Here is an 11,501-nt window from a genome sequence, read left to right as displayed (position 1 = left end):
AGGTGCACCGTACGTCTGTCGACGGCGCGCGGCACGTGATGTGGCCGGGAAGGTTCACCGTGACCGGGAGGCGACTCGTGGGACGAGCGCACGCAAGACCTCTGGTATTACTGGGGCATGGAGGAAGAGACCGCACGCTCCGCGATCGACACGTTCATCTCCGCGTTCAACGCCTCGGACGACAGCTACGTGACTGCCCTGCTCTCCCAGGCCCTGACGTCAGACGTGGTCTTCTGGGGGCCGTTGGGTCGCAGCGAAGGGATCGGGGCGGTCGAGCGGTTCGTGCTGGACATCCGACGCCACCCGGCGGGGACCGGCACGATGGTGCGCTGCTCAGCGGTGGACATGCCTGACGAATGGGCCCGGTACCAGTGGGTCTTCACCACGCCTGACGGAGGCCCCCGCCTGGCGGGAACGGACGTCGTCCATCTGCGACGGAGCCTCATCGACCAGGTCATCGTCTTCGCGGGGGAGATCGAGCCGGTCGCCTCCTGAGTCGTCCTTCTGTCGCTGCCCTTCTCCTGACCGACGTCGAACGTGCGGGGCAGCGTCAGAAGTCGTACGGCTTCCCGGAGTTCCAGGAGAGCACCGTGAGGCTGTCGCGCTCCTTGGTCGCGTACTTCACCTCGCCGGGCGTCTTCAGAGTGACGAACGCGCGCGAGTCCTCGACGTTGTTCATGGCGAGGGACAGCCGGACGGACGAGAAGCGGCCGTCCCCGGCCTTGGGGTCGTAGATGAGGATCGCCGAGTAGACCGTGCCACCGGCCGGAACCAGTACGGGCTGCGTGGGCTGATCGTCCTGCTTCCTGTCCAGCGGCACGTTGCCGCCCGCCTTGTCCGGGGTGACGATCGGGAACTTCCGCACGGTGCAGGCGGTACCGGACTTGTTGACCGCCGTGATCAGGAGATGGTCGCCCTGCTGCCCGGCGAACTCGCGCTTGAGGGCGTAGCCGAGCGAAGTGGCCTTGCACTCCGGGGACTTCTTCGCGCCGCGCGAAGGCCTCATCCCCTCGCTCTGCTGCCCCTTGGCCGCCTTGCTGTCTTCAGTACCGGTACCGGGACCGGAATCGGCGGGGGCGGACGCGGAGTTGGTGCTCTCACCGCCGTTGCAGGCGCTCAGCGCCAGAGCGAGCGCGGCAACGGCGCCGAGAGCCAGGTTCTCGCGAAGGGCGGTACGCATCAGACGGTCCCCCAAGGGAATCGGTGCACGAACGTGCACCGCTAACGAGCGAGCCGATGAGAGCGTCACGGCGGGGTCCTCGACCCGGCGTCCCGGTTCGGCGCGATTTGCATGCCCTGAAAGCCGGGGTGAAGGTAGTCGGGGGGACGCTCTACTGAACGGCGAAGAGACAGTTCGATGAGCGCGAAGAAGGACGAACTGTACGCGCGTGACCTGGCGGACGCACTCTGGGTCAAGAGCAGCAAGAGCAACAGGCCAGGATGTCCTTGCCCTTACTGCGTAGAGGTCGCGGACCTTGGTGACGGAGCCGTCGCGGTGCGTGACTCCCGGCGTACGGACCTGCCCGCTCTGCGGTTCACCGCGGAGGAGTGGGCGGCGTTCCGGGACGGTGTCCGGGACGGCGAATTCGGCTAGGGCTTCGCCGCTCGGACCAAGGCTTCCGGCCGGGCCGCCGAAGTGGTCGGCCCCGCCGGGAGCAACGTCCCGTCGTCGGTTCGAACCAGTGGTTCAGCTACCCCGCGATGTCCGGCAGCCAGCAGTCCTGACTCTCCGTCAGGTGCTCTGGGCGTACTGGCGTCCTGTTCAGTTCCAGGCCCGTCGCATCGCGAATCGCCGCCAGTACGGCGGGGGTCGAGGAGAGCGTCGGTGCCTCGCCCACGCCGCGCAGGCCGTACGGGGCGTGTTCGTCGGCGAGTTCGAGTACGTCCACGGGGATGGTCGGGGTGTCGAGGATGGTGGGGATCAAGTAGTCCGTGAAGGACGGGTTCTTCACCCGTGCCGTTCGCGGGTCGACCACGATCTCCTCCATGAGCGCGATGCCCAGGCCCTGCGTCGTGCCGCCCTGGATCTGGCCGTGCACGGACAGCGGGTTGAGCGCCTTGCCCACGTCCTGCGCGCAGGCCAGTTCCACCACCTTGACCAGGCCCAGCTCGGTGTCGACCTCGACCACCGCGCGATGTGCGGCGAAGCTGTACTGCACATGGCCGTTGCCCTGGCCCGTGTGCCGGTCGAAGGGCTCGGTCGGCCGGTGCCGCCACTCGCGCTCGACCTCGACCGCCTCGTCCCCGAGGACGTCCACCAGGTCGGCCAGCACCTCACCGCCGTCGGTGACGACCCTGCCGTCCTCCAGCAGCAACTCGGCTGTGGACCAAGCGGGGTGGGACGCGCCGAACGTGCGACGGCCCCGCTCCAGAACCTGCTCTCGTACCAGCTCGCAGGCATGCTTCACGGCGCCTCCGGTGACGTACGTCTGACGGGACGCGGAGGTCGAACCCGCCGACCCCACCCGGGTGTCGGCCGGTTGGATCGTCACCTGGGCGACGCCCAGTTCGGTGCGGGCGATCTGCGCGTGGACGGTGACACCGCCCTGGCCGACCTCCGCCATGGCCGTGTGCACGGTGGCGACGGGCTCGCCCGCGACGACCTCCATACGGACCCGGGCGGTGGAGTAGTCGTCGAAGCCCTCGGAGAAGCCGACGTTCTTGATGCCGACCGCGTAGCCCACGCCCCGGACGACACCTTCGCCGTGCGTGGTGTTGGACAGACCGCCGGGCAACTGCCGTACGTCCGTGCCCTCGGAACTCTCCCACTGACGCTCGGGCGGCATCGGCAACGCCTTGAGGCGGCGCAGGAGTTCGGCGACCGGGGCCGGGGAGTCGACCACCTGGCCGGTCGGCATGAGCGAGCCCTGCGACATCGCGTTGCGCCTGCGGAACTCCACCGGATCCAGGCCGAGTTGCTTCGCGAGCTTGTCCATCTGGGCCTCGTAGGCGAAGCACGCCTGGACCGCGCCGAAGCCGCGCATGGCCCCGCAGGGCGGGTTGTTGGTGTAGAGGGCGAGGACCTCGATGTCGACGTCCTCGACGTCGTACGGGCCCACCCCGAGCGAGGCCGCGTTGCCGACCACAGCAGGGGAGGAGGACGCGTACGCGCCGCCGTCGAGGACGATGCGGGCCGTGACGTGGGTGAGCCTGCCGTCCTTCGTGGCGCCGTGCTCGTAGCGCAGCTTCGCCGGGTGGCGGTGGACATGGCCGAAGAAGGACTCGAACCGGTTGTAGACGATCTTGACGGGCTTCCCGGTGCGCAGGGCGAGCAGACAGGCGTGGATCTGCATCGACAGGTCCTCACGGCCACCGAAGGCCCCGCCGACGCCCGCCAGGGTCATTCGCACCTTGTCCTCGGGCAGGCCGAGCACGGGGGCGATCTGGCGGAGGTCGGAGTGCAGCCACTGGGTGGCGATGTACAGGTCGACGCCGCCGTCCTCGGCCGGTACCGCGAGCCCGGACTCGGGGCCGAGGAAGGCCTGGTCCTGCATGCCGAAGACGTACTCGCCCGTGACGATCACGTCGGCCCGGCGGCGGGCCTCGCGCACGTCGCCGCGGCGGACCGGCTGGCGGTGAACGATGTTGGGGTGCGGGACGTGGGGCGCGTGGTCGTCGGTGCGGTTGTCGTGGATGCAGGGCGCGTCGGGGGCGAGTGCGGACGCCTCGTCCGTGAGCACCGGGAGGTCGCGGTACTCCACCTTGATCCTGGCGGCGGCGCGGCGCGCGGTCTCCGGGTGGTCGGCGGCGACCATCGCGACCGGTTCGCCGTGGTGGCGCACCCGGCCGTGGGCGAGGACCGGGGTGTCCTGGATCTCCAGGCCGTAGTGGGTCACCTCGGTCGGCAGGTCGTCGTACGTCATGACCGCGTACACACCGGGCAGGGCGAGGGCCTCGCCGGTGTCGATCGACACGATCTCGGCGTGCGCGACGGTGGAGCGCAGGATGTGGCCCCAGAGCATGTCCTCGTGCCACATGTCGGACGCGTACGCGAACTCGCCGGTGACCTTGAGCGCGCCGTCCGGCCGGAGCGTGGACTCTCCGATGCCGCCCTTGGCGATGGCGCCCCGGGTGATCCGGGTGCCCTGGGTGATCCGGGTGGGAGTGCCGTTCGGCATGGTCAGACCCCCTCGGCCTGCCGGGCCACCGCGAGGCGGACCGCGTCCATGATCTTCTCGTAACCGGTGCAGCGACACAGGTTGCCCGACAGCGCCTCGCGGATGTCCGCGTCGGTGGGGTTCGGGTTGCGCTCCAGCATCTCGTCGGCGGCGACGAGCAGGCCGGGCGTGCAGAAGCCGCACTGGACGGCGCCCGCGTCGATGAACGCCCGCTGGATCGGGGCGAGTTCACCGTCCTCGCTCCGGCGGGAGTCCGTACTCACGGCGTCGGACCGCTGCCTGGCGTGGTCCGCGAGCCCCTCGACAGTGACGACCTCGCGGCCCTCCACCTGCCCGGCGGCGACCAGACAGGAGCACACCGGTACGCCGTCGAGCCGGACCGTGCACGAGCCGCATTCGCCTTGCTCGCAGGCGTTCTTCGAGCCCGGAAGGCCGAGCCGCTCGCGCAGGACGTACAGCAGGGACTCGCCCTCCCACACGTCATCGGCCCGCTGCGGACGCCCGTTGACCGTGAAGTGGACACGCATTACGCAACTCCCTCAACGCCACGCGACGTTCCTCGGTACGACTCCCAAGTCCAGCTCAGCGTGCGGCGGGCCAGGACGCCGATCGCGCGACGGCGGTAGCTCGCCGTGCCCCGGACGTCGTCGATCGGGTTGCAGGCACCGGAGCACAGATCGGCGAACTCCCGGGCGACCGAAGGGGAGATGGCCGCCCCGCTGTCCCAGAGTCCGCCTTCCTCCAGCGCCGCGTTCAGGAACTCCTCGGCCACCGCCGCGCGGATCGGGGTGGGCGCGGCCGAGCCGATGCCGGTGCGGACCGTGCGGGTCTTCGGGTGCAGTGCGAGGCCGAAGGCGCACACCGCGATCACCATGGCGTTGCGGGTGCCGACCTTCGCGAACTGCTGCGGCCCGTCGGCCTTCTTGATGTGCACCGCCCGGATCAGTTCGTCGGGCGCGAGCGCGTTGCGCTTCACCCCGGTGTAGAACGCGTCGATCGGGATGAGCCGGGAGCCGCGTACCGACTCTGCCTCGACCTCGGCGCCGGCCGCGAGGAGGGCGGGGTGGGCGTCACCGGCCGGGGAGGCGGTGCCGAGGTTGCCGCCGACGCCGCCGCGGTTACGGATCTGCGGGGAGGCGACCGTGTGCGAGGCGAGGGCCAGCCCCGGCAGCTCGGTGCGCAGGTTCTCCATGATCCGGGTGTACGGGACCGACGCCCCGAGCCGCACACTCTCCGCGCCGACCTCCCACTCGCGCAGGTCGGCGATCCGGCCCAGGTCCATCAGGTACTCGGGCCGCCGGTGGTCGAAGTTGATCTCGACCATCACGTCGGTGCCGCCCGCGATCGGAACAGCGGTGGGGTGCTCGGCCTTCGCGGCGAGCGCCTCCTCCCAACTGGCGGGGCGAAGGAAGTCCATGACCGGCCCTCTTGTCCTTCCGTTCGGCTGTTCACACGTACCGTTCTCTGCTTGTTCACGCGTGCCGTTCCGCTGTTCACGCGTGAGTCTGTTCACGGTGAGTCGTGTCAGTACACCGCTGTGTGTTCCAGCGCAGTCAGTCACGGAAACCATGAAGGAGTTGGCTGGCCAGGGTGCCCATCTTGTAGATTCATATGAACGGAAGCCGCCGGCGCCTCCCACACCCCTCCGGACACCCCCACAACCGGCGGGAATCGAAGGCCCCGCTTCCGCAAGACCACACCCGCAGAAGACCAAGAACGGCGGCGACGAGACATGCGGCTGCGCGCACTGCTGAACACCGATGCGCTGGGGCTGCGCCTGCTCGGCGGTGAGAACGAGCTGGACCGCACCGTGCGCGGTGTGATGACCACGGACCTCAAGGACCCCAGCCGTTACCTCTCCGGCGGTGAACTGGTGCTCTCGGGCCTGGCCTGGTGGCACGGCGCCGCCGACTCCGACGCGTTCGTCCGCGCCCTCGTCGGCGCGGGCGTCACCGCGCTCGCCGCGGGCACGGCCGAGTTCGGCGGCGTCCCCGAGGACCTGGTCGACGCCTGCGCCCGGCGCGGTCTTCCGGTGTTCGCCGTGGACGAGTCGGTGGCGTTCGCCACGATCACCGAGCATGTCGTACGCCAGGTCTCCGGCGAGCGGGCCGGGGACCTCGCGGCCGTGGTGGACCGGCACCGCAGGATGATGACCTCGGGCCCGGCGGGCGGCGGTCCGGACGTGGTCCTGGATCTGCTCTGCTCGGACCTGGACCTGCGTGCCTGGGTGCTCTCCCCCGTCGGCCGCCCGATCGCCGGCCCGACACCGGGTCTCCCGGCGGAGGTGCGCGCCGCGCTGGCCGCCGAGCATCTGGCCGCGGTGCGCACCGGCCGCCGCGGACCGCACCGGGTGACGGTCGACACGACGACGTACTCGCTCTTCCCGATCTCCAGCGGCGGCCCGGTCCCCGGCGGCGGCCCGAGCGCGGGCGAGGCTTCGCCGGACGCGCGAGACATACGAGACGTACGAGATGCACGAGACGTGCGCGAGACCGTGCTGTCCGACTGGCTGCTCGCCGTGGAGGCGGACGCCGGGGACTGGCCCGCCGAGCGGCTCGACCTGCTCCAGGGCGTCACCCAGCTCATCGCGGTGGAGCGGGACCGGCGGGACGCGGCGCGCACCGTGCGGCGCCGTCTCGCCCAGGAGGTCCTGGAGCTGACACAGACGGGCGCCGCGCCCGCCGAGATCGCCGCCCGGCTGCGGGTGGCCGCGCCCGTGCTGCTGCCCGGACTCGGGGCGGCGCCGCACTGGCAGGTGGTCGTCGCCCAGGTCGAGTGGGACGGCGGCTCGATCGAGGGCGGACCGGTCGCCCAGTCGCTCCTGGAGGAGATCCTGATCGGCCCCGCCACGGACCCGTCGAGCCAGGAGTACCCGCCGTCGGGCCCGGAGCAGTCCGACCGAATCGCTGTGGCCCACGTGGGTGACGAGGCGATCGCCCTGGTCCCCCTGCCCGCAGTCCCCTCCGACCACGGCGGACCGGAGTCGGGCATCCACGCCGACACTCTCCTGGAGGCCGTACGGGGCCCGCTGTCCGCCGGGCTCGACGGCGACGGCCGGATCACCCTGGGCGTCAGCGCCGCGGTGCACTCGGCCGAGGGGCTGCGCGGCGCCCTGGAGGAGGCGCGGCACGCCCGCCGGGTCGCTGCCGCCCGTCCCGGCCGGGTCTGCGCGGCCGGGCATCAGGAGCTGGCCTCCCATGTCCTGCTGCTGCCGTTCGTCCCGGACGACGTACGCCGCGCCTTCACGGCCCGGCTGCTGGACCCGCTGCGCGACTACGACCGTCGGCACCGCGCGGAGCTGATCCCGACCCTGGAGGCGTTCCTCGACTGCGACGGCTCCTGGACGCGCTGCGCGACCCGGCTCCATCTGCACGTCAACACGCTGCGCTACCGGGTCGGGCGCATCGAGCAGTTGACGAGCCGTGACCTCTCGCGTCTGGAGGACAAGCTCGACTTCTTCCTGGCCCTGCGCATGAGTTGAGGCCGTACCGCCACCGATCCGGCGACCGGCGGGCCGCCGAAGTCCCCGAACTTTGTGAATTCTTTCACCCGCCCCCTTGGCCCCGCGCCGCGATTGGTGCTGGAATGCCGCCACCACTCAACAGCTCAATGGCGTGCTCTGGGAGGGCAATGTGGCGCATACCGCCATGTCTGGTTCCGGAACGACCTCCGACGATCCTCTCCAGACCGCGGTATGGCGGCTGCGCTCACGCGCGTGCTGGGCCGACGCGGCTGCCCTCCTCACCTCGCAGACGGCTGAGGCCTCGCTCCAGCGGGCCTCGCTGCTCGTCGAGCGGTGTCTGTACACGGAGGGCGGGTGGGAGGAGGCCGAGGACGCGCTGCGCACGGCCGAGGCGCAGGCTCACAGCGACGAGGAGCGGGGCGCCGCGGCCTGTGAGCGCGGCCAACTGGCGTACGCGGCCACGCTGCACGGGGTGCGCGACCGCGCGGACGAGGCGCGGGTCGCGCTCGGCCGGGCCGCCGCGCTGGTGGCGCCCGGCTCCTCGGGCCGCGCGCTGCTGGACTTCCGGCGCGGGCTGCTCGCCGAGAACCTGGCCCGCTCCCCGCAGGCGGCCCGCGCCGCCTATCAGCGCGCCCACACGAACGCCGCCGCGCACGGTGACGCGTTACTGCTCTCCTTCACCTGGCGCCATCTCGCCGGGCTCGCCCTCCGCGACGGCGACCGGGCGGAGGCACGGCACGGGTTCGGTGAATCGCTGCGAATCCGCGAGGAGTTGGGCTATCTCGTCGGTACGGCCCCGGCGCTGGTGTCGCTCGCGGACACCGAGAGCGAACCTGAGGCGTCCCGGCTGCGCGCCGAGGCGGGCCGGCTGTTCCGGCTCCTCGGCGGCGTACCGACCTGGCTGGCACGCCAACTGGCCGCGACGGAGCCACCACCGGAACCAGCCGCTTCATAGCACTTCGCCCACATTCGTCCCGTTCGACGTTCAGAGAGTCATTCATCACGTTTGAGGTTCGGAGAGTTCAGAGAGTACTGAGAAACATCTGTGTCAGGCTGGCGCGCCGATGGGGCCGACACGGGCCGGAACCGTGCCGTCCGCCCCCGGTCGCCTCTTGGAGGAGCATCCGATGAGCCTGGTCAACGGCTTGCCCGCGCACGTTCTGTTCGTTCATGCCGTCGTCGTACTGGTCCCGCTCAGCGCGCTGGCGCTCGTGGTCGGCGCCGTCTGGCCCAAGGCCGCGCGGCGACTGGGCCTGATACTGCCCGTGCTCGCCTTCGCCTCCTTGGTGGCCGTGCCCCTGACCACCCAGGCGGGCGAGTGGCTGGAGCAGCACGTGGACAGTGACGCGCTGGTGCGTCGGCATGCGGAGCTGGGTGACGGGCTGCTGCCATGGGTCGCGGGCCTGTTCGTGCTGGCGGCGGCGGTCTGGTGGACCACCGGCAGGGCGTCCGCGCCGCAGGCGGGCCCGTCGGCCGCGGCCGGGGCGCGGGGCGGCATGGTCGTCCGGGTCGCGGCGGTCGTACTGTCCGTCGTGGTGGCCGCCGGTGCGGTCGTCGACGTCTACCGCATCGGCGACTCCGGCGCGAAGGCCGCCTGGCACGACGGCTTCTCGCAACGGGCCACGGAGCACCGGGACACGGACGGAGAGTGACGGTCGGCAGCAGCGGGGTGGGCGGTACCGGCCCTCAGACCGCCCCCGCGAAGTGCTCCCGCACCAACGACTGTGCCACCGTGAGGTCCTGGGCGACCAGCGCGTCCAGGAGCGCGGTGTGCTGGGCCGCGTCGGCGAGCAACTCCGCGCGGCCGGGCGGGAGCTGACCGCCGACCAGCGGCCCCTGGGCGCGGCGGTGCAGGTCCTCCGCGACCCGCGTCACCTGCTCGTTGCCCGCGAGGGCGAGCACGGCGTGGTGGAAGGCGCGGTCGGACTCGGCGTACGTCGCCGGGTACCCGGAGGACGCCGCCCGGACGGTCGCCTCGGCCAACGGGCGCAGTTCCGCCCAGAGTTCGGCCGGTACCGTGCGGGCGAGCCGCAGCATCACCGGGACCTCGATCAGCGCCCGTACCTCGGCGAGTTCGGCCAGCTCGCGGGCGTCGCGCACGACGACGCGGAAGCCCCGGTTGGGGACGACCTCGACGGCGCCTTCCTGGGCGAGCTGTTGCATCGCCTCGCGTACGGGGGTCGCGGACACCCCGAAGCGTGTACCGAGCGCGGGCGCCGAGTAGACCTCGCCGGGCTCCAACTCCCCCGCGAGCAGCGCGGTGCGCAGGGCGTCGAGGACCTGTCGGCGCACCGAGGCCCGCTGGACGACGGGGCGTGCGTCCAGCGGGCGCGGCTGTGGGACCGGCGGCTCGCTGTGGGTGTGTTCACCTCGGGTGGCGGCGCCCTGGTCGCGGACCTGCCGAACGGCCTGCTGAGGGGCCTGCGGGGCCGCCGTCTCGGCGGAGTCCGCCGAGATGCGGGAACGGGCCTGCTCCAACGGTCCTCCTCCGGTTCTCGTCGCGCCGGGCGGCGCTCAGGGTCGCATATGGGGTGTTATACCGCCCGTCCAGCACCTTAGGCCCTGTCCGGGGACCGGTCGTGCGTCGCGTCCCGTAAGATCATTTACGAACGAGCCCCCATACGGAACACGCGCGTTCCACAACGTTCGCGATCGCCGCAGGAATTTCACGTGGAACCAGCCGTACGGGTAGTCTCGTTCGCACTCAACTCCCGCCCCTCAAGCGGCAGTTCGAGCAGAACGCCGCTGCGGGCATCCCCTTGCGCTTCCCCGGCGGCCTCTTGCCCCGAAACCCCCTGAGGGCAGGCGGGGTTGGGCCACTATGGCGGGCGTTACGCCCTATCCCCAGGCAAGGGACCCTAGATGACACTGACCGACATATCGCTGAACTGGCTGCTTCCGGGCGCCATACTGCTCGTGGGTGTGCTGGTGGCGGTGGCGGTGATCGCGCGCGGCAAGCGGTCCAAGGAGAGCTCGAACGTCACCGAGGACTCGTGGGAGCGCAGCGAGGAGCGCCGCAGGCGCAAGGAAGCCATATACGGCATCGCGTCCTACGCGCTGCTGTTCTGCTGTGCGGCCGTCGCCGCGGCGCTCTCCTTCCACGGTCTGGTCGGATTCGGCGAGCAGAACCTCGGCCTCAGCGACGGCTGGGAGTACCTGGTCCCCTTCGGCCTGGACGGCGCGGCCATGTTCTGCTCCGTGCTCGCGGTGCGCGAGGCCAGCCACGGTGACGCGGCGCTCGGCTCCCGGATCCTCGTGTGGACGTTCGCCGGTGCCGCGGCCTGGTTCAACTGGGTGCACGCCCCGCGCGGCATCGACCACGCGGGCGCCCCGCAGTTCTTCGCGGGCATGTCGCTGTCGGCGGCGGTGCTCTTCGACCGCGCGCTGAAGCAGACCCGCCGCGCCGCGCTGCGCGAGCAGGGCCTGGTGCCGAGGCCGCTGCCGCAGATCCGTATCGTGCGCTGGCTGCGGGCGCCCCGTGAGACGTACAAGGCCTGGTCGCTGATGCTGCTGGAGAACGTGCGCAGCCTGGACGAGGCCGTCGAGGAGGTCCGCGACGAGCAGCGCCAGAAGGAGCAGGACAAGACGCGTCGACGCGAGCAGCAGCGGCTCGAGCGGGCGCACCTCAAGGCGGTCCGCCGCGGTCACCGCCCGCTGAGCGGGGGCAACGGCGGGCGCAAGGTCGAGGTGCAGACCGTGGAGCGCGCGGACGAGCCGGTCCCTGCGGAGCCTGCCATAGCGGCGCCGGAACTGACCTCGTCCACGCGTCCGTCGCTCCAGCCGGTCCCGAAGTCCTCCGCTGACGCCGTCACGGTCGACCTCACGGCCGAGGACGACACCATGGCGCTGCCCCGGCTCGACTCCCTGGAGCGCAAGCTCAAGGACCTGGAGCAGCAGTTCGGCTAGACGGGACGCTCGTC

At 71.3% G+C, this 11,501-nt stretch carries 11 protein-coding genes; 6 read left to right on the top strand and 5 right to left on the bottom strand.

Annotation, left to right across the window (positions count from 1 at the left end; translation table 11 throughout):
• Positions 1 to 117: 117 nt before the first annotated feature.
• The gene (locus tag NGF19_RS26695) at positions 118 to 495 is read left to right on the top strand and encodes a nuclear transport factor 2 family protein (protein ID WP_252428118.1); all 378 of its coding nucleotides are present in this window, start codon (positions 118 to 120) and stop codon (positions 493 to 495) included.
• Positions 496 to 550: 55 nt separating this feature from the next.
• On the opposite strand, the gene NGF19_RS26690 is transcribed toward NGF19_RS26695, so the two are convergent.
• Positions 551 to 1,180 (bottom strand): DUF4232 domain-containing protein, encoded by a 630-nt coding sequence (locus NGF19_RS26690; RefSeq protein ID WP_252428117.1) that lies wholly within the window; start codon positions 1,178 to 1,180, stop codon positions 551 to 553.
• 177 nt (positions 1,181 to 1,357) lie between these two features.
• On the opposite strand from NGF19_RS26690, the gene NGF19_RS26685 reads away from it, so the two are divergent.
• On the top strand, positions 1,358 to 1,594 hold the full coding sequence (locus tag NGF19_RS26685; RefSeq protein WP_252428116.1) for a DUF397 domain-containing protein: 237 nt from the start codon (positions 1,358 to 1,360) through the stop codon (positions 1,592 to 1,594).
• 97 nt (positions 1,595 to 1,691) lie between these two features.
• Here NGF19_RS26685 and pucD read toward each other — a convergent pair whose 3' ends face one another.
• The 3 genes from pucD to NGF19_RS26670 are packed head-to-tail and all read right to left on the bottom strand — an operon-like array spanning position 1,692 to position 5,535.
• Positions 1,692 to 4,118: a xanthine dehydrogenase subunit D gene (gene pucD, locus NGF19_RS26680; RefSeq protein WP_252428115.1), complete on the bottom strand. Its 2,427-nt coding sequence runs from the start codon at positions 4,116 to 4,118 to the stop codon at positions 1,692 to 1,694.
• A 2-nt stretch (positions 4,119 to 4,120) separates the two neighbouring features.
• Complete coding sequence (locus NGF19_RS26675; protein WP_252428114.1) at positions 4,121 to 4,645, bottom strand: (2Fe-2S)-binding protein; 525 nt, start codon at positions 4,643 to 4,645, stop codon at positions 4,121 to 4,123.
• Positions 4,645 to 5,535, bottom strand: a complete 891-nt coding sequence (locus NGF19_RS26670) for an FAD binding domain-containing protein (RefSeq protein WP_252428113.1) — start codon at positions 5,533 to 5,535, stop codon at positions 4,645 to 4,647. The genes NGF19_RS26675 and NGF19_RS26670 overlap by 1 nt, the downstream gene beginning before the upstream one ends.
• Before the next feature lie 315 nt (positions 5,536 to 5,850).
• Here NGF19_RS26670 and NGF19_RS26665 point away from each other — a divergent pair, with 315 nt between their 5' ends.
• The 3 genes from NGF19_RS26665 (at position 5,851) to NGF19_RS26655 (ending at position 9,233) form a co-directional block, all read left to right on the top strand.
• Complete coding sequence (locus NGF19_RS26665) at positions 5,851 to 7,599, top strand: PucR family transcriptional regulator (protein ID WP_252428112.1); 1,749 nt, start codon at positions 5,851 to 5,853, stop codon at positions 7,597 to 7,599.
• Positions 7,600 to 7,750: 151 nt separating this feature from the next.
• Positions 7,751 to 8,536 (top strand): hypothetical protein, encoded by a 786-nt coding sequence (locus NGF19_RS26660; protein ID WP_252428111.1) that lies wholly within the window; start codon positions 7,751 to 7,753, stop codon positions 8,534 to 8,536.
• Between the two features lie 172 nt (positions 8,537 to 8,708).
• Positions 8,709 to 9,233, top strand: coding sequence for a DUF2231 domain-containing protein (locus tag NGF19_RS26655; RefSeq protein WP_252428110.1), 525 nt, complete (start codon positions 8,709 to 8,711; stop codon positions 9,231 to 9,233).
• A gap of 34 nt (positions 9,234 to 9,267) precedes the next feature.
• Here NGF19_RS26655 and NGF19_RS26650 read toward each other — a convergent pair whose 3' ends face one another.
• Positions 9,268 to 10,059 (bottom strand): GntR family transcriptional regulator, encoded by a 792-nt coding sequence (locus NGF19_RS26650; protein WP_289738092.1) that lies wholly within the window; start codon positions 10,057 to 10,059, stop codon positions 9,268 to 9,270.
• Between the two features lie 384 nt (positions 10,060 to 10,443).
• Between NGF19_RS26650 and NGF19_RS26645 the strand changes: the two genes are divergently transcribed.
• On the top strand, positions 10,444 to 11,487 hold the full coding sequence (locus NGF19_RS26645; RefSeq protein WP_252428109.1) for a DUF2637 domain-containing protein: 1,044 nt from the start codon (positions 10,444 to 10,446) through the stop codon (positions 11,485 to 11,487).
• The last annotated feature ends 14 nt before the right edge of the window (positions 11,488 to 11,501 follow it).

It is taken from the genome of Streptomyces macrolidinus (assembly GCF_023887685.1).
Classification (GTDB): domain Bacteria; phylum Actinomycetota; class Actinomycetes; order Streptomycetales; family Streptomycetaceae; genus Streptomyces; species Streptomyces macrolidinus.
This window is presented reverse-complemented; position numbering and strand designations above follow the sequence as displayed.